This is a genomic window from Sphaerisporangium sp. NPDC049457 (assembly GCF_055586705.1).
In genome coordinates this window covers 134,348-151,502 of sequence record NZ_JBVJHR010000012.1, presented here as the reverse complement: position 1 = coordinate 151,502, position 17,155 = coordinate 134,348, and the positions used below count along the sequence as shown (strand labels likewise).

Below are 17,155 nucleotides of genomic sequence, written 5' to 3'. Positions count from 1 at the left end.
CCGACGCGCGTCCGACTTCCGCGGACGCGCGGCCGGCGCGCACCGCCGGCGCCCGGCACACCCGCCGGCCTCACGACCATGACACGGGCTGATATCACCGGCGTTCACCTTGTTATCGTGCCTTCCAGGTACCTGTAGCCTCGTGACACCCGTGGCCCGCCCGAGGCATCCGTGACGGGGTGGCGAGAGAAGGAAGGCGGGCCTTGACGAATAGCTTGTGCGTGCTCGACGGGCCCGCATAGCGTGGCGGCTGACATGGTGAGGTTCCGCGTTCTTGGGCCGGTCGAGGCGTACGACGACGGCGACGCCGAGGTCGATCTCGGCGGGCTACGGCAACGCGCCGTACTCGCGCGATTACTGGTCGCGCGCGGCCAGGTCGTACCGGTCGACACATTGCTTTTCGACCTGTGGACCGACGAGACCGCCAAAGGCGCGCAGTCGGGCCTGCAGGTCTACATCTCGCGGCTGCGCCGCGTCCTTGAGCCCGGCCGCCCGCGCGGCGGGCCGAACCGCCTGCTGGTCACGGTCGCCTCCGGGTACGCGCTGCGCACGGCGCCCGACCAGGTCGACGCGCTGCGCTTCGAGGCCGTGGTGCGCTCCGCCGGCAAGTACCTGGAGAACGACGACCCCGAGCCGGCGCGCACCGGGCTTGAGACGGCCCTCGGCCTCTGGCGCGGCACCCCGTACTCCGACTTCGCCGAGCAGCAGTGGGCCGAGGCCGAGGTCAACCGGCTCGCCGAGCTGCGACTGGTGGCGCGCGAGCGCCACGCCGACGCGGGGCTGCGTCTCGGGCTGCACGCCGAGACCGTGCCCGACCTGGAGGCCCTCACCGGCGAGCACCCCCTGCGCGAGGAGGGCTGGCGGCTGCTCGCCCTCGGCCTGTACCGCTGCGGCAGGCAGGGCGACGCCCTGGCCTCCCTGCGGCGCGCCCGCGGCATCCTGGCCGACGAGCTCGGCATCGACCCCGGTCCCGCGCTGCGCAAGATGGAGTCCGACATCCTCTCGCAGGACCCGGGGCTGGAGCTGACGATCCCGCAGCGCCCGCATCGCCTGGCCGAGGCCGGCGGCACCTGGCCGCCGCGCGCCGAGTCCCCGGCCGCGGACGTGCCGCCGCTGCCCGCCGAGCCGTTCGTCGGCCGGGACGCCGAGCTGGCGCGGCTCACCGGCGCGGCGCCGCACGCCCTGTCCGGGCGCTTCACCGCGGCCGTGGTCGGCGGCGACCCCGGCGCGGGCAAGACGACGCTGGTGCGGCAGCTCGCGCAGGAGCTCGCCCGGCAGGGCTGGATCACCGCCTCCGGCGGCTGCCCCGACAGCAGCGCCACCCCGCCCGGCTGGGCGTGGGTGGAGGTCCTGCGCACCCTGGTCGCGGTGCGAGGCACCGGCGAGTACGGCCAGCTGCTGGCGCCGCTGCTGGACGACGCGGCGCCCGCCGACGAGGACGACCAGGCCTCGGGCGGCTTCCGCCTGCACCGCGCGGTCGGCGGCTACATCGCGGGCATCGCCCGCGAGGCCCCGGTGCTGCTCACCCTTGAAGACCTGCACTGGGCGGACGACCAGACGCTGGCGCTGCTGCGCGCGCTGCCCAGCCTGCTGGCCGCCGGCCGGGTGCTGCTCGTGGTGACCTGCCGCGACAGCGAGCTGAACGACCAGCAGTCCGACGTGCTGGCGGCGCTCGCCCGGCTCGGGCCGGTGCGCGTCGGCCTGGAAGGGCTCGACCAGGAGGCCGTGGCCGAGCTGGTGCGCGCCACGTGCGTCCGCGAGGTCGACGAGGAGGCCGTCAGCACGATCATCGAGCGCACCGGCGGCAACCCGTTCTTCGTCCGCGAGACGGTCCGGCTGCTCGACTCCGAGTCCACCGGCGGGCGCGCCACCGCCGCCGAGGTGATCTCCGAGGTGCCCTCAGGGGTGCGCGACGTCCTGCGCCGCCGCATCGCCCGGCTCCCCGGGACGGCCCAGCAGATCCTGCTGCAGGCCGCGGTGATCGGCCGCGACGTGGACATCGACGTGCTGGTCGACATCTCCGGCGACGAGGAGGCCGTCGTCGACGCCGTCGAGGCGGGGCTGCTCGCCGGTCTGGTGACCGAGCCCGGTCCGGGCATGCTGCGGTTCGACCACGACCTGGTCCGCGACACGCTGTACTCCGACGCCTCCCGGCTGCGCAGGTCGCGGCTGCACGCGGCCGTCGCCTCGGTCATCGAGAGCCGGTCGCCGTCCGACGTGGCCGCTCTGGCCCACCACTACGACTCCGCCGGCACGGTCGAGACGGCGGCGAAGGCCGTCCACTACGCGGGCCTGGCCGCCGAGCAGGCCGAGCGGCGCTTCGCCCACCGGGAGGCCGCGACGCTGTGGGAGCGGGCCATCGCGGCGTTCGACCGCGCCCATCCCACCGGCGGGCCGCCCAAGGAGCGGCTGATGCTCCACCTCCGGCTGATCAAGGCACTCGCGCTGTGCGGCGACATGACGGCCGCACGGGCCCGCCGCCGCGAGGCGATGGACGCCGCCCTCCCGCTGGGCGACCTGGAGCTGACCGCGCGCATCGCCGCGTCGCTGGCCGTGCCGTACAAGGGCATCGCCCGCGACCTGACCCGCACGGCCTGGGAGATCGTCGACCTCACCGAGCGGGCGCTGATCGAGCTGCCGCCGAGCGAGCAGTCGCTGCGCGCGAGCCTGCTGGCCACCCTGGCCCTGGAGCTGGAGGGCTCGGCCACCGGCCGTGGGTACGAGGCGTCGCTGGAGGCCGAGGAGCTCGCCCGGCAGAGCGGCGATCCCACGCTGCTCGCCGTCGCGCTCAGCGGCCGGCTGCGCCAGTCGTACGTGATCACGGTGGTCGACGAGCGCGAGGCGATCGGCCGCGAGCTGCTGGAGGTCGGCGCGGCCTCCGGGCAGATCGCGGTGCAGGCGCTCGCCCACCTGGTGCTGATGGAGTGCGCGGCGGCGCGCGGCGACTTCGCCGAGGCCGACGCGCAGATGAGCGCGGCCGAACGGCTGGCCAGGCGGTACGACCTGCCCGCCCCGTCCGCGGTGGGCGCCTGGTACGCCGGCATGCGCATGATGATCACCGGCGACTACGGCGGGGCCGAGCGCGCGTACCGCAACGCCGCCCGGCTCACGGCGCGCGCCGGCATGCTGGAGGGCCGCCAGGACCTGCCGCTGATCACCACGTTCTGCCTGCACCTGGTGGACGGCAGGGCCGCCGACATGGTGGAGGCGCTGGAGGAGGCGCACCGGCGCGGGGCGAAGTGGACGCTGGACGCCTACGCCGTCGCCCTCGCCTCCGCGGGTCACATCAAGGACGCGCGGGCCGTCGCGGCCGCCCGCCCGCCCGTCCGGGCGGACTTCCTCTACGAGCTGGCCATGACCTGGCGGGCGCTCGCCGGGATGCTGCTCGGCGACCGCGACCGTATGCAGGACGCCTACTCCACGCTCGGGCCGCTGTCGGACCGCATCGCGGGCGCCGGCACCGGCGTCGTGGCGCTGTGGCCGGTGGCGCAGACGCTCGGCGACCTGGCCATGCACCTCGGGCAGCCAGACGACGCGCACAAGCACTACGAGAAGGCGCTCGCGGTGGCCGAGCGCGTCGGCGTCCCCCGATGGGTGGCGGCGGCGAGGCAGGGACTGGACAGCGTCTGACCGGAAAACCGAAGAGCACCTGATCAGGAAGCCGGAGAGCATCTGAGCGGGGAGCCGGAGAGCATCTGATCGGGGAAAGCGTCTGAGCGGAAAGCCGGAAAGCGGTCTGACCGGGAAGCGCCACGTGTCGGCCGGGCCCGCGCCGGCCCGGCCGACACGGCCTGGGGACCTGCCCTCAGCAGGTGACCTCGAACCTCTCCCCGGCGATGGTGCGTTCGCCTGCGACGAAGAGCTCGACGCGGTACCAGCCGGGGGCGCCGTCGACGCGCAAGTGCCACTCGACGGTGCGCTGCCCGCCCGGCGGGACCGCCACCTCGGCCGACTCATAGGTCTTCCAGGCGCGGGTGCCCGGGTTCCAGCGCCGCAGGCTCCAGCCGTACCGGACGGTGCCGTCGGCGGAGCCGGGGTCGATGACGCTCTGCGCGTGGTAGACGCGGGGGCAGGCGTCGCCGGGGTCGGCGACGCCGACCGTCACCAGGCCCGGCCTCGGCGCGCGGCCGACCTCGACCGGCATGGCCCGCGCGGAGAGGGTGACGGTCCTGACGTGCTCGCCCACGGCCGCGCTCGCGTCCTGCCCCGGCGCGGCGGGCGCGTTCGTGGCCGCCACGCCGACATAGGCGCCGCAGAAGGCGAGTGTGCCGACCAGCAGCTTGAAGACGCTCGCCACGCCGCTTGCCATGACCGGCATCAGCCGACGTGCCGGCTCCATGCTGCTTCCCGCTCTCATGCCCCTCCCCTTTCGCTCACCCTCAGGTGTACGCGGGGCTGGTTGTCTCCTGCTTGCCGTCCGCTTGCAGTCGCGAAAGGGGCCGGTGCGGGGGCCGGGATCGCTCGGACGGAAAATATCACGATCGCCGCCCAGGACGTCTCCCGTCAATTCGCATGCCCACATCGGCAGGCATGGGACCATAACGGGATGCGCATCGCGGTTCTCTCTGTCCTGGTGGCGGCGCTGGGCACGGCCGGCCTGGCCGATCCGGCCCTCGCCCGGCCCGTCCCGCGACCGGCGGCCGCGATCACATCGCCCACCGCGAGCACCGGCCCGGCCACGACCACGGCGGGCGGCACGTCGTCCGGAACGGCCACGACCCCGGCGAGCGCGGCGGGCGGCGCGACGCCCGCCACGGCAACGGTCACGGCAGCGGTCACGGCCAAGGAGGCCTATGTGCTGGACGTCACCTCCGGAACGGTCGAGTACGCCAAGCGCCAGACCCGCCGGGTGCCCGTGGCCAGCCTCACCAAGATCATGACCGCGTACGTGGTGCGCCGCTCGGCGTCGCTGGACGACGTGGTCACGGTCTCCAAGGCCGACGTGCGGCACGCGGCGGCGAACGGCGCCACCCACGCGGGCCTGCGGGCCGGCGAGCGGCTCACCGTGCGCGACCTGCTGTACGCGCTGCTGCTGCCGTCCGGGGCCGACGCCGCGAACGCGCTCGCCCGCCGCTACGGCCCGGGGGTGAAGGGCTTCGTGGCCAAGATGAACCGCGCGGCCAGGTCGCTCGGCATGCGCGACACCCTCTACACCAACGCCGACGGACTGCCCAAGCCGGGCGGTGACCGGTCCACCGCCTATGACCAGGTCATCCTCGCCAAGGCCGCCATGACCGACCCGGTCATCGCCACGGTCGCCCGCACCGAGCGGCACGCGACGCGCAGGTCCGCCGTGCATCGCGCCCACGTCTGGCACAACACCAACCGGCTGCTGCCCACGGAGGCGCAGGGCCTGAAGACCGGGTACACGCGGCCGGCCGGCTACTGCCTCATGTTCACCTCGTCGAGAGGCGGTCACACGCTGGTCGGGGTGGTGCTCGGCGACAGGAGCGACGCCGCCCGCTACCGCAGCGCGCGGAGCCTGCTCGACGGGGCGAGCGCCAACGGCGTGTGAGCCTCACGCACAATGGGCTCGGGAGGTGTGCGGGTGGAATCTGACGGGGTCCTGGAGTCCCCGAGCCTCGTCGAGCTCTCGATGCGGCGGCTGCGCCACGAGATCCTCAGCGGTGCGCTGGCCCCGGGCGAGCGGCTGATCGAGGAGCAGCTCACCCAGCGCTTCGGCATCAGCAGGGCGCCGCTGCGCGAGGCGCTGCGTTCGCTCGGGCAACAAGGCCTGGTCGAACACCTGCCCCGGCGCGGGGCGCGCGTGGCCGAGCTGTCCAGGAAGGACGTGGACGAGCTGTTCGGGCTGCGCGACGTGCTCGAACGCTACGCGGTGTGGACGGCGCTGCCCTCCCCGGGGGCGCACGACCTGTCAGGACTGGCCGGCGCGCTGGAGGGGATGGACGCGGCGGTGCGGGCCGGGGACGCGCTGGCCGAGAACGAGGCGCACCGCCGGTTCCACATCGCGCTCGTGGCGCTCGCCGGGCATCGCCAGCTGCTGCTGGCCTACGAGCCGGTGGTCGCCAAACTGCAGCTCTACATGGCCGCGAACCTGCGCAGAGAGGCCGAGCAGCGCACCCCGTCGGAGGGTGTGACGCGCCATCGCGTGCTTTTCGAGGCGATCGCCTCAGGCGACCCGGCCACCGCCGTACAGGCGCTGGCCGCGCACGGCGCCCGCGCCTACATCGGCTGAACCACCGCCGGAGCGGCTGTGAACCGCCATCAGGGCGACCGAATCGCCATAGGAAACGGCTGAACCGTCGTCGAGGCGGCCGAACCGATGCGGGGCGAGCGGCGCCGCGACCTCACCGGCTTACAGAAGCGTAACTCGGACGAACAGCCGCCGACACAATTCTGTCGACAATCGACAAAAGGAGGAATCGGAGGAACGGAGGCCGACGTGTCCGATCCGCTTCTCGTCGAGGCCGAGCCCTACCCCTACGGGTTCGACCCCGGACACACCGCACTACTGGTCATCGACATGCAGCGCGACTTCGTCGAGCCCGGCGGCTTCGGAGAGAGCCTCGGCAACGACCCCGCCATGCTCCAGAAGGTCATCCCCCCGCTGCGCGAAGTGCTCGCCGCCACCCGGTCCGCCGGCGTGACGGTGATCCACACCCGCGAGGGGCACCTGCCCGACCTGTCCGACTGCCCGCCGGCCAAGCTGAACCGCGGCGCCCCCTCGATGCGCATCGGCGACCCCGGCCCGTACGGGCGCATCCTGATCCGCGGCGAGTACGGCCACGACATCGTCGACGAGCTCGCCCCGGCCGACGGGGAGCTCGTCATCGACAAACCCGGCAAAGGCGCCTTCTACGCCACCGGGCTGGACGAGATCCTGCGCGACCTGGACGTGCGCAGCCTGGTCGTCACCGGCGTCACGACCGAGGTGTGCGTGCACACCACGGTCAGGGAGGCCAACGACCGGGGGTACGAGTGCCTGGTGCTGTCGGACTGCGTGGGCTCCTACTTCCCGCGGTTCCAGCGCCACGGACTCGACATGATCGCGGCACAGGGCGGCATCTTCGGGTGGGTCGCCCCCTCAGGCCACTACCTCAAGGCACTACAAGCGCGGAGCGCATGATGACGACGACCACCCCGGCCCCCTCCGCCCCGCCGCGACTCCCCTGGTGGGTCGGCGGGGACACCAACGCCTTCTTCGGCCTCGGCTTCAACGTCATGGTCAACGTGCTCGTGCTGAGCGGGCTGTGCCTCGGCGTCGTGCACCTGCCCGGCGCGCAGGTCTTCGGGGTCATCCTCCCGGCGATGGGCATCCAGCTCCTCATCGGCAACGTCTACTACACCTACCTGGCCCGGCGGCTCGCCCGCCGCGAGGGCCGCACCGACGTCTGCGCGATGCCGTACGGGCCGAGCGTGCCGCACATGTTCATCGTCGTCTTCGTGATCATGCTGCCCACCTACCTGGCCACCAAGAACCCGTTCACCGCGTGGGCGGCCGGGCTGGCGTGGTGCTTCATCATCGGCCTCATCGTCGTCATCGGCGCGTTCGTCGGCCCCTACATCCGGCGGTTCACGCCGAGGGCGGCGATGCTCGGCACGCTCGCGGGCATCTCGATCGCGTTCATCTCCATGCGGCCGGCCGCGCAGATGTGGGAGGCCGCCTGGATCGCACTGCCCGTGCTCGTGATCATCCTGGTCGGGTTCTTCACCGACCTGCGGCTGCCGGGCGGCATGCCGGTCGGCCTGGCGGCGCTGCTCGTGGGCACCGCCATCGCCTGGATCGGCGGGTACATGAACCCGGGCGACGTCGGCGCCGCCGCCGGCGACATCGCCGTCAGCCTGCCGTCCTTCAACCTCGGCCGGTTGCTGGACGGGCTGAGCCAGGTGTCCCCGCTGCTGGCCACCGCCATCCCGCTGGGCATCTACAACTTCACCGAAGGCATGAGCAACGTCGAGAGCGCCGCCGCCGCGGGCGACTCCTACAACCTGCGTTCGGTCCTGCTCGCCGACGGCGCCGGCGCGGTGGTCGGCTCGATGCTCGGCTCGCCGTTCCCGCCGGCCGTCTACATCGGCCACCCGGGATGGAAGTCGGCGGGCGGGCGCAGCGGCTACTCGATGGCCAGCGGCGTCGTGATCGCGGCGTTCTGCTTCCTCGGCATGTTCTCGCTGCTCGGCGCGGTGTTCCCGACGCCCGCGATCGTGCCGATCCTGCTGTACATCGGGCTGCTCATCGGCGCCCAGGCGTTCCAGGCCGTGCCGAGGGCGCACGCCGTGGCCGTCGTGCTGGCGATCATCCCGAACATCGCGGCGTGGGCCCAGGGGTACATGGACAACGCGCTGGCCGCCGCGGGCACCAGCGCACAGAAGGTCGGGTACGCGGCCATCGCGCAGAGCGGCACGGTCTACGAGGGGACGGCGCTGCTCGGCGGCGGAGCGGTGCTCGCCGGGCTGGTGCTCGGCTCGATCGCGGCGTTCATCATCGACCGCGCGTTCCTGTGGGCCGCCGCGTACGCGGGCATCGGCGCGGCGCTGTCGTTCGTCGGCCTCATCCACGGCGAGCGGGTCGAGTGGAACGCGAGCGGCCAGATCGCCCTCGGCTACCTGTTCGCCGGGCTCGTACTGCTCGGCTTCGCCTTCATCCGCCCGGCCGAGGACCCGGCCGGCGCCCCGCCATCGACCGCCGAACCCGCCGCCGCCGAAGTGCCGGCGGCCTCATGACCCGCGCACGCCCCGCCCGCCCGGTGCCCGGTGCGCCGGGCGGCCCGGCCGGAGGCATCGGATGACCATCTCTCTCGATCTTGGCGACCTGTCCCACGGGTACCGCGACGGGTCGCTCTCCCCGGCCGCCGTGGTCCGGGAGGTGTTCGGACGCGTCGCCGCCCGTGGCGACGACCACGTCTGGATCACCCTGCGGTCCCAGGCGGACCTGCTCACCGACGCCGCCGGACTGGCCCGCCGCTGGCCGGATCCCGCCGCCCGGCCGCCGCTCTACGGGGTCCCCTTCGCGGTCAAGGACAATGTGGACGTGGTCGGGCTGCCGACCACCGCGGCCTGCCGGGCCTACGCCTACGTGCCCGAGCGCGGCGCGCCGCTGGTGGACCGGCTGCTCGCGGCGGGCGCCCTGCTGGTCGGCAAGACCAACCTCGACCAGTTCGCCACCGGGCTGTCGGGCGTCCGCAGCCCGTACGGCGCGTGCGAGTCGCCGCTGGTGCCCGGCCTGATCTCCGGCGGGTCGAGCTCCGGCTCGGCGGTCGCGGTCGGCGCGGGCCTGGTGTCGTTCGCCGTGGGCACCGACACCGCCGGGTCGGGACGGGTGCCGGCGGCCCTCACCGGGACCACCGGCGTCAAGCCGAGCCGGGGGCTGGTCAGCACGCTGGGCGTGGTGCCGGCGTGCGCGTCGCTGGACTGCCCGAGCGTCTTCGCCCGGTCGGCCGCCGACGGGCTCGCGGTGCTGTCGGTCATGGCGGGGCAGGAGCCGGGCGACCCGTGGTCGCGGCCGCTGCCCGTGCCGTCCCCGGCGCCGCCCGCCGTGGGCCGCATGCGCATCGGGGTGCCTGAAGACCTCGAGTTCTTCGGCGACGCCGCCGCCGAGGCGGCGTTCGCGGAGGTGGTGAAGCGGCTGGCCGGGCTCGGGCACCGCATCGTGCCCGTGGACCTCGGCCCGTTCCTGGCGGCGGGACGGCTGCTGTACCAGGGGCCGTGGATCGCCGAACGGCTCGCCGCGGTGGGGGACTTCGCCGCCGCCAATCCCGGTGAACTCCACCCGGTCACCCGCGAGGTGCTCGGCGGCGGCGAGGGCCTCACCGCGGTCGACGCCTTCGAGGGCCTGTACCGCCTGCGGGCGCTGCGCGCCGAGACCCGGCCGGCGTGGGCGTCGATGGACGCGCTCGCGGTGCCGACCGTGCCCACGACCTACACCATCGCCGAGATGCTGGAGAGCCCGATCGACCGCAACACCGTCCTCGGGCACTACACGACGTTCGCCAACCTGCTGGACCTGGCGGCGGTGGCGGTGCCCGGCGGCATGACGGCGGCGGGCCGCCCGCACGGCCTCACCCTGCTCGCCCCGGCCGGCTCCGACGCCCTGCTCGCCGGCCTCGCCACCGCCTTCCAGTCACACCTCACGCTCGACACCACCTCTTCCATCACCACCCCTTCTGTCGCCGGGCGGCCGGGCATCGGCACCACGGCCTCGACGGCGGACACCGGTGGTCATTCCGCGCGGCCCGTGGTCGCCGTCGTCGGGGCGCACCGCCTCGGTCAGCCGTTGCACGGCCGACTCGCCTCGCTGGGCGCCGCGGGCCTGGGCACCGCCATGACGGCGCCGCTGTACCGGCTCTACGCCCTGGACGGCGGCGAACCGCCGCGCCCGGGCCTGGTGCGCCACCCCCACGGCGGCGTGCCCATCGAGGTGGAGCTCTACGAGCTCGGCAGGGAGGCGCTCGGCACTCTGCTGGCCGACACCGGTCCCCCGCTGACACTGGGCACCGTCCAGCTCGCCGACGGCCGCCGCGTCCTCGGCTTCCTGTGCGAGGCGTACGCCGCCGAGTCCGCCGAGGACATCAGCGCCCACGGCAGCTGGCCCGCATACCTCCTGGCCACGGCACGCACCCGGCAGTGGCCCTCCTAGCCGGCTCCCGCACGGATCACCCCGTTCTCGTACGCGAACACCACCGCCTGCGCGCGGTCGCGCAGGCCGAGCTTGCCGAGCACGCGCCCAACGTGGACCTTCACGGTCGCCTCGGAGATGTGCAACCGCGAGGCGATCTCGGCGTTCGAGCGAGCACGGGCCAGTTCCGTCAACACGTCGCGTTCCCGCGCGGTCAGGTCATCGAGCGGCGCCGGAGTCGCAGGCACCGGCAGGTAGGACGCGAACGTCGAGATCAGCCGTCGTGTCACACGTGGGGCGACCGCGGCATCGCCGGAGGCGACCACGCGGATGCCGCTCAGCAGGTCCGCCGGCAGAGCGTCCTTGAGCAGGAACCCGCTCGCGCCGGCGCGCAGCGCGGCGAAGACGTACTCGTCCAGGTCGAACGTGGTCAGCACGAGGACCCGCGCCGGAGAGCCTGACGCGACGATGCGCAGCGTCGCCTCGATGCCGTCCAGCAACGGCATCCGCACGTCCATCAGCACGACGTCCGGTCGCAACGCCCGTGTCTGGGCCACGGCCTGTACCCCGTCCCCGGCCTCCCCGACCACTTCGATGTCCGGCTCCTGCTCCAGTACCGCCCGGAACCCCAGCCGCAGCCAGGGCTGGTCGTCGACCAGGAGCACGCGGATCGTCATGACGGCACCATCAGACGCGCGCGGACTTGCCAGCCGCCGCCGGGCACCGGCCCGGCGACCACGTCGCCACCGTAGGAGGCCGCTCGTTCACGCATTCCCGCCAGCCCGTGCCCCGCGGACTCCGGCTCGGCGAGCCGGCCGCCGCCGTCGTCGACGACCTCGACGTCCACGTCGGTCCGGCCGTAGCGCAGCCGCACAGTGGCCGTGGCTCCCGGTCCGGCATGCTTCAGCGTGTTAGTGAGCGCTTCCTGAACGATCCGATACACCACCTGGTCCATCACCGTGCGGGGCCGGCCATCGCGGATCAGCGTCACCGGCAACCCGGCGCCGCGCACCTGATCGACCAGCGTGTCCATCTGGTGGCCCGGAGCCTCGCCGTCGCGCAGCACGCCGACCAGCCGGCGCACCTCCGACAAGGCCTCCCTGCCGGTCACGGCCACCTTGGCCATCAGGTCGGCCGAACACCCTGGATCGGTGGCGGACGCGACCGCTCCGTCTGCCAGCGCGACCATCACCGCGAGGTTGTGCGCGACGACGTCGTGCACCTCACGAGCGATGCGAGCGCGTTCCGCCGTGGCGCTGAGGAGGGCCTGCTGCTCACGATCTCGCTCGAGCAGGTGAGCGCGTTCCTCCAACGCCGCGAGATAAGCGCGCCGGGTCTGGATCGTCAGCCCCAGCAGGAGGCATCCGCCGAACAGAACGACGATCACTGCCGCGTCCCACCAAGATCCGCCGTTCGAAACCCACCCGGCCATGAACGGCACCACCGGCGTCCAGGCCCACCACAGATGGCGTCTTGGCCCATATCGGGCGACGAGGTAGGCGGCGACCATCGGCCCGACCAACTGCGCCGGGCTTGTCACATCGACCAGCGTCGGGGCGAACGCCAGCACGATCACAGCCCAGAAGAGCACGACGTGGCACCAGGGCCGCCACCGATCCGGCATGGAAATCATCGTACGGTCGCCCAGTTACGCGAGAGGAACCCGGCGATCTGCGAGATCGCCATCCGGCTCTCCGGCACCTCCTCCGCCACGAGCGGCCACGCGTGCGGCATGCCGGGCCAGACCTGCGTCTGCCCGGGTACCCCCGCCGCGCGCATCCGATCGCCGAGCCTGGTCATGTCGCTGAGCAACACTTCCTGGGTACCGACCAGCAACAGCGTGGGCGGAAGCCCGGCCAGGTCGGCGTACAGCGGCGACAGCAGCGGATCTTTCAGGTCGATCGTGCCGTCGCTGGTGTAACTGTCGAACGTGAATTCGCGCGCCGCCAGTGTCAGAACCGGGTCACGATCGAAGAGCGTATGGAATGTCGCCCCCTGCGGAGTGAAGTCGGTCACTCCAGAGATCGACACGAGCGCGGCCGGCAGCGCGTCGCCGCTCCCGCGTAAGGAGAGCGCGGTCGTCAAGGCAAGGTTGCCCCCAGCGGAATCGCCCATGATCGCGAGGTGCGAGGCCGCGATGCCCTGGCGCCGTAGCCACCGATAGGCACGTACACCGTCCTGCACGGCCGCCGGATAGGGATGTTCCGGCGCGAGGCGGTAGTGCGCCAGCAGCACGCACGCGCCGGTCCCTTTCGAGATCTCCGCGGCGATACGACGAGGCCCATTGCCGGCGATCTCGACGAACCCGCCGCCGGGAAGATAGAGGCTCGCCCGTTCGGTGGACGCGTCGCCCGCGCAGATCCGTTCCGACGGAACGCCGTCCGCGTCGACCCGCTCCATCGTCACGCCGGCCGGGAACTCGGGCAGGGTGGCCAGGGTCCGCCTCCGATCGGCTGCCAGCTCCACCTCGTTCGTCGGCAGTGGGAACAGTGTCGGGAAGGTCATCGCCACCAGATAGAAGACCGACCCCGCGGTGCTGGGGACCGCTGGAGCGCCGTCGCCGCGGGGCGCCGGTGCGAGGCCGATCGTGGCGGCGGCGTATCCGACGACGAGAATCGGCGCCAGCAGCACATAGGCGAGCCTCCGGGTGGTGCCCCTGCGCGCAAGCCACGCCGGCCAGAGCGGGAACGCGATCAACGCGGCGACGGTCAGGATCGCGGACGTGAGATAGAGACCACGCTCCGGCGGGAGTGCCGCGTTCAACGCCCACAGCGACGAACGCGCGGCGGTCAGCAGCAGGCCGATCGCACCTAGCACGGCCGGTACGCGGTCACCCCGGCCGGCGAGGGCCACCGTCCAGGCCGCCAGCAGCACCGGAGCGGCGACGGTGGCGCCTGCGAAGGCGATCCAGGACAGGACGGGCACCCAGGCGGCCACGTCGTTCGCCCACAGCGGCAGCAGGAGCAGGCCGAGGAGCGCGCTCGCACCCCAGCACACCCCCGCGGCGATACCGAGCGACCGCACGAGAGCGGCGCCGAACCGGCGCGAGAGGACGGCGAGCACGACACCGCACGACAGCAGGCCGGACAGGCTCAGGATGATGCCGGCCGGGTTGCCGGTGACCAGTGCCGCCGCGAACGAGCGCGGGTCGAGCAGCACCTCGGGGAAGTGCAACGTCGCGGACAGTCCGAGGGAGCTGATGCCGACGAGAACGAACCCGAGACGGAACAATTCGCGCTCGCCGGCCCGCGTGGTGGTATCCATCATGGGATCGACGCTAGGAGCCGGACCGGCCGCCGCGTATCAGCCCAGAAGTGAGCGTTCGCCGGACGGCGTACGACTTGGGTCGTATCACAAGGTGACGGCGATGGCGGGGCTCAGGGGCGACGCCGATGACGAGGTCACGTCGTCAGCGCTGTTCAGAGGCGATGTTCGTCGACCGCGTCAACCCGTGGCAGGCGATGGCGGCGGCGGCGACCACGTTGAGGGAGTCGACGCCGAGGGACATCGCCGCCGGGCTCATCGGGATGCAGACCGGCTCGTCGGCCTCGCGCAGCCAGCGGGAGGACAGGCCGTCGCCCTCGGAGCCGAGGAGCAGGGCCACCCGCTCGCCCGTGGCGGCCGCGTCCATGGGCGTGGCCGACTGGTCGGGGGTGAGCGCCAGCGTGCGGAACCCCGCCTCGCGCAGCTCGGCCAGCCCGGCGTGCCAGTTCGTCATGCGCGCGTACGGCACGGCGAACACCGCGCCCATGGAGACCTTCACCGAGCGCCGGTACAGCGGGTCGGCGCAGCGGGGCGACAGGATGACCGCCTCGACGCCGAGCGCGGCGGCGCACCGGAAGATCGCGCCGACGTTCCCGTGGTCGACCAGGTCTTCCAGCACGAGCACACGGCGCGGCCGCCCCCGCCCCCCGGACGGCGCGCCGCGGCCGACCGGCCCGCCGCCAATGCTCTGACCGGCGGCCGAGTCACGAGCCGCACCGGTGCCGTCGGCATCGTGAGGGGCGGGGACGGCGGCCGGGGCGGGGCCGGCGGTGAAGCGGGTGTCGCCCGGGGCGATGAGCTCGCCGGCGAGCAGGTGCTTCACGGTGGGGAGCTCCAGGCGGGCCATGGAGGCGAGTGCCCCGCGGTGCACGGCGAAGCCGGCAATGCCGCCCATGACCTCGTCGGACACCAGGTAGACGCGGGCGTCCCCCAGCACGTCCGCCAGCCCGGGAAGCCACCGGGACGTGGTCAGCACCGACCTGATCGGGAATCCGGCCGCGACGGCCCGCCGGATGACCTTCTCGCCCTCGGCCATGAACAGGCCGCGCTCGGCCTCCAGGCTCTTGCGCAGCTCGACGTCGCGCAGGCGCACGTAGTCGGCCAGCCGGGAATCGGCGGGGTCGTCCACCGTGATGAGCTCAGGCACGGGACAAGCGTATGACCCGTGCGAGCTGCCACAGCAGGGCGTAGACGGTCAGCACGGCGCACAGCCCGACGACCAGGCCGACGCCGGTCTTGGTGAGCACGCCGGCCCAGCCGAACGCGGGGTTGGGCGGGTCGACGAAGGTCCAGACGGCGCCCGCGCAGCCCGCGCCCGCCGCCGCCCCGACAAGAACCCCCCACCGCGCCGGCTCGGTCAGCCCCGGCCACACGCGAGCCGACACGGAAAGGTCACCCACCGACGGCAAGTTCGAATCAAGTACGCCGTCCGAACCGTTCGCGCCGCCTTGCGAAGTGCCCAGAGCGTCCGAGGTGTTTGGGTTGGCTCGGTTCTGGGGGGGAGTGCGTAAGGATCGGGTGAGCCACCAGATGGTCAGTGCGAGGCCTGCGGCCGAAGAGGCGTACTGCGCTACCTGGCCGCCGTTCAGCCAGCCGAACACGGGCGCGGTGATCCAGTCCCAGCCCCAGAACACGGCGCCCCAGTCGTGCGTGACGGAGTCCCAGAGAAGGTGGGTGGCCGCGCCGGCCGCCGCGCCGAGGGCGATGGCGGGGAACCGCCGCCAGGCGGGGCCGGGCAGGGCGGCGACGCGCGCTCGCAGCGGGCCGGGCAGCAGCGCGGTCAGCGGATCGCGCAGGACGAACTGCAGCAGCGCCAGCAGTGCGAACACCGCGACGACGTCGTCGGTGACGACGCCGGACAACGAGTGCCACCTGGCGTAGTCGTCCAGGTAGGGCAGGAACATCGGCAGGTCGGGGACCATCGTGCCCACGCCGAGGGCCCAGGGGTCGAGCACCTTGCGCACCGTCGGCGAGCCGATCAACGGGATCACCGCGGCGACGTGGCTGGGGGTGAAGGGCATGGCGGACTCCTCCATGACGCCCGGGCGCGCCTCGTCCACAGCTCGCCGACGTCCACGGCCATGCGACCGCGACCACAACCACGACCGCCACCGCAGCCACGACCGCGAGCGCAACCGCGACCACGGCGATGACAACCACGCCCGCGACCAAGGCGACGGCGACCGCGACAGCGGCGGCAGTACCAGGCGTGACCGGTAGACTACACAGCGCTGTCAGGCCGGCTTCTACATGATCGGAGGCCATGGTGCCAGATTCGGGTACGGATGTGCGTCCCTCGGCTCCGCCCGAGTTCCTGCGCGACGCGCGCCTGGCCAGGAGCCTGTCGCTGGTCACGCTGGCCTGGCTCGGCGCCGAGAGCTCCCTCGGCCTCGCGGCCGGCCTGTCGGCCCACTCGGTGGCGCTGATCGGCTGGGGGTGGGCCTCACTGGTGGAGGCGCTGGCCAGCCTCATCGTGATCTGGCGCTTCACCGGGCGCCGGCTCCACTCCGCCACCGCCGAGCTGCGCGCGCAGCGGGCCGTGGCGGTCAGCTTCTGGGTCCTCGCGCCCTACCTGGTGGCCCACGTGGCCTACGACGTGCACGAGGGTCAGCGGCCCGCGCCCACGGCGCTCGGCATCGCCGTCACGACGATCAGCCTGGTGAGCATGCCACTGCTCGGGCTGGCCAAGCGCCGGCTCGGGGCGCGCCTGTGCTCGGCGGCGACCACGGGCGAGGGCACCCAGAACATGCTGTGCGCCTTGCTGGCCGCCGGGGTGCTGGCAGGGCTCACCGCCACGTCCTTCGGCTGGTGGTGGCTCGATCCGGCCGTCGCCGTGGCGCTCGCCGTGGTGGCGGTGCGCGAGGGCGGCAAGGCGTGGCGCGGCCACTCCTGCCGCCACTGAACGATCACCACGGCGAGCTGCAGTCCCTGCGCGCGCAGCGCGGCGGCCACCACCGGCGCGGTGCCCGGGTCGGCGAGCGCCCGGCACACCCGCCCCGAGATGGCGACCTCGCGCACGCAGTCCGATTCCCTGAGCGCGCGCCGCACCTCGTCCGGGCAGCCGGGGTGGTCGGCCTCGATCAGCAGCAGATCGGGCCGCCGCCGCCCGGCGCCGGCCAGGTGAGCGGCCTCCGGCGGCCTCATGCCGACGTCGGCCAGGCGAGAGGCTTCCGGCGGCCGCGTGCCGGACTCCGCCGGGAGGGCCACGGCGGTGCCGGTCTTCCCGGCGGGAGCCTGTGCGGCCCCGGCCGGCGCGGCGGCCGTCTCCGGTGCGCCGCGTGTCTCCACGAGCGTTGACACGAGTGTCACCCCCTGCCC

13 protein-coding genes are annotated in these 17,155 nt (G+C 73.3%); 7 read left to right on the top strand and 6 right to left on the bottom strand.

What is annotated here, in order from left to right; all coding sequences use genetic code 11:
* Nucleotides 1–255: 255 nt before the first annotated feature.
* Complete coding sequence (locus ACZ6QO_RS20170) at nucleotides 256–3,630, top strand: BTAD domain-containing putative transcriptional regulator (RefSeq protein ID WP_465852687.1); 3,375 nt, start codon at nucleotides 256–258, stop codon at nucleotides 3,628–3,630.
* A 175-nt stretch (nucleotides 3,631–3,805) separates the two neighbouring features.
* Here ACZ6QO_RS20170 and ACZ6QO_RS20165 read toward each other — a convergent pair whose 3' ends face one another.
* Nucleotides 3,806–4,339, bottom strand: a complete 534-nt coding sequence (locus ACZ6QO_RS20165) for a hypothetical protein (protein WP_465852686.1) — start codon at nucleotides 4,337–4,339, stop codon at nucleotides 3,806–3,808.
* 207 nt (nucleotides 4,340–4,546) lie between these two features.
* Between ACZ6QO_RS20165 and ACZ6QO_RS20160 the strand changes: the two genes are divergently transcribed.
* From ACZ6QO_RS20160 to atzF, 5 genes are all read left to right on the top strand, one after another.
* Complete coding sequence (locus tag ACZ6QO_RS20160) at nucleotides 4,547–5,515, top strand: D-alanyl-D-alanine carboxypeptidase family protein (protein ID WP_465852684.1); 969 nt, start codon at nucleotides 4,547–4,549, stop codon at nucleotides 5,513–5,515.
* Between the two features lie 33 nt (nucleotides 5,516–5,548).
* On the top strand, nucleotides 5,549–6,196 hold the full coding sequence (locus tag ACZ6QO_RS20155) for a GntR family transcriptional regulator (protein WP_465852682.1): 648 nt from the start codon (nucleotides 5,549–5,551) through the stop codon (nucleotides 6,194–6,196).
* Nucleotides 6,197–6,403: 207 nt separating this feature from the next.
* Nucleotides 6,404–7,087 (top strand): cysteine hydrolase family protein, encoded by a 684-nt coding sequence (locus ACZ6QO_RS20150; protein ID WP_465852680.1) that lies wholly within the window; start codon nucleotides 6,404–6,406, stop codon nucleotides 7,085–7,087.
* The gene (locus ACZ6QO_RS20145; RefSeq protein ID WP_465852678.1) at nucleotides 7,084–8,682 is read left to right on the top strand and encodes a SulP family inorganic anion transporter; all 1,599 of its coding nucleotides are present in this window, start codon (nucleotides 7,084–7,086) and stop codon (nucleotides 8,680–8,682) included. The genes ACZ6QO_RS20150 and ACZ6QO_RS20145 overlap by 4 nt, the downstream gene beginning before the upstream one ends.
* A 61-nt stretch (nucleotides 8,683–8,743) precedes the next feature.
* Nucleotides 8,744–10,594, top strand: coding sequence for an allophanate hydrolase (gene atzF, locus ACZ6QO_RS20140; RefSeq protein WP_465852676.1), 1,851 nt, complete (start codon nucleotides 8,744–8,746; stop codon nucleotides 10,592–10,594).
* Here atzF and ACZ6QO_RS20135 read toward each other — a convergent pair.
* The 5 genes from ACZ6QO_RS20135 to ACZ6QO_RS20115 all read right to left on the bottom strand — a co-directional run bounded on the left by ACZ6QO_RS20135 (nucleotide 10,591) and on the right by ACZ6QO_RS20115 (nucleotide 15,858).
* Entirely contained in the window at nucleotides 10,591–11,250 is a 660-nt protein-coding gene (locus ACZ6QO_RS20135; RefSeq protein WP_465852674.1) for a response regulator, read from the bottom strand. The genes atzF and ACZ6QO_RS20135 overlap by 4 nt on opposite strands.
* Nucleotides 11,247–12,197, bottom strand: coding sequence for a sensor histidine kinase (locus ACZ6QO_RS20130; protein ID WP_465852672.1), 951 nt, complete (start codon nucleotides 12,195–12,197; stop codon nucleotides 11,247–11,249). Before ACZ6QO_RS20130 ends, ACZ6QO_RS20135 begins: the two co-directional genes overlap by 4 nt.
* A gap of 5 nt (nucleotides 12,198–12,202) precedes the next feature.
* Nucleotides 12,203–13,840 (bottom strand): alpha/beta hydrolase, encoded by a 1,638-nt coding sequence (locus tag ACZ6QO_RS20125; RefSeq protein WP_465852671.1) that lies wholly within the window; start codon nucleotides 13,838–13,840, stop codon nucleotides 12,203–12,205.
* Between the two features lie 142 nt (nucleotides 13,841–13,982).
* A complete protein-coding gene (locus tag ACZ6QO_RS20120; RefSeq protein ID WP_465852669.1) occupies nucleotides 13,983–14,984 on the bottom strand; it encodes a TrmH family RNA methyltransferase in 1,002 nt (333 codons plus the stop codon).
* Nucleotides 14,977–15,858: a DUF4184 family protein gene (locus tag ACZ6QO_RS20115; protein WP_465852668.1), complete on the bottom strand. Its 882-nt coding sequence runs from the start codon at nucleotides 15,856–15,858 to the stop codon at nucleotides 14,977–14,979. The genes ACZ6QO_RS20120 and ACZ6QO_RS20115 overlap by 8 nt, the downstream gene beginning before the upstream one ends.
* Nucleotides 15,859–16,100: 242 nt before the next feature.
* Here ACZ6QO_RS20115 and ACZ6QO_RS20110 point away from each other — a divergent pair, with 242 nt between their 5' ends.
* The gene (locus tag ACZ6QO_RS20110) at nucleotides 16,101–16,739 is read left to right on the top strand and encodes a cation diffusion facilitator family transporter (protein ID WP_465852666.1); all 639 of its coding nucleotides are present in this window, start codon (nucleotides 16,101–16,103) and stop codon (nucleotides 16,737–16,739) included.
* Nucleotides 16,740–17,155: the final 416 nt, after the last annotated feature.

What these genes read in the sequence shown, in the direction of transcription:
- ACZ6QO_RS20170 (WP_465852687.1), top strand. Translation starts at nt 256, where the DNA reads ATGGTGAGGTTCCGCGTTCTTGGGCCGGTCGAGGCGTACGACGACGGC.
- ACZ6QO_RS20165 (WP_465852686.1), bottom strand. Translation starts at nt 4,339, where the DNA reads ATGGAGCCGGCACGTCGGCTGATGCCGGTCATGGCAAGCGGCGTGGCG.
- ACZ6QO_RS20160 (WP_465852684.1), top strand. Translation starts at nt 4,547, where the DNA reads ATGCGCATCGCGGTTCTCTCTGTCCTGGTGGCGGCGCTGGGCACGGCC.
- ACZ6QO_RS20145 (WP_465852678.1), top strand. Translation starts at nt 7,084, where the DNA reads ATGATGACGACGACCACCCCGGCCCCCTCCGCCCCGCCGCGACTCCCC.
- atzF (WP_465852676.1), top strand. Translation starts at nt 8,744, where the DNA reads ATGACCATCTCTCTCGATCTTGGCGACCTGTCCCACGGGTACCGCGAC.
- ACZ6QO_RS20135 (WP_465852674.1), bottom strand. Translation starts at nt 11,250, where the DNA reads ATGACGATCCGCGTGCTCCTGGTCGACGACCAGCCCTGGCTGCGGCTG.
- ACZ6QO_RS20130 (WP_465852672.1), bottom strand. Translation starts at nt 12,197, where the DNA reads ATGCCGGATCGGTGGCGGCCCTGGTGCCACGTCGTGCTCTTCTGGGCT.
- ACZ6QO_RS20125 (WP_465852671.1), bottom strand. Translation starts at nt 13,840, where the DNA reads ATGATGGATACCACCACGCGGGCCGGCGAGCGCGAATTGTTCCGTCTC.
- ACZ6QO_RS20115 (WP_465852668.1), bottom strand. Translation starts at nt 15,858, where the DNA reads ATGCCCTTCACCCCCAGCCACGTCGCCGCGGTGATCCCGTTGATCGGC.
- ACZ6QO_RS20110 (WP_465852666.1), top strand. Translation starts at nt 16,101, where the DNA reads ATGGTGCCAGATTCGGGTACGGATGTGCGTCCCTCGGCTCCGCCCGAG.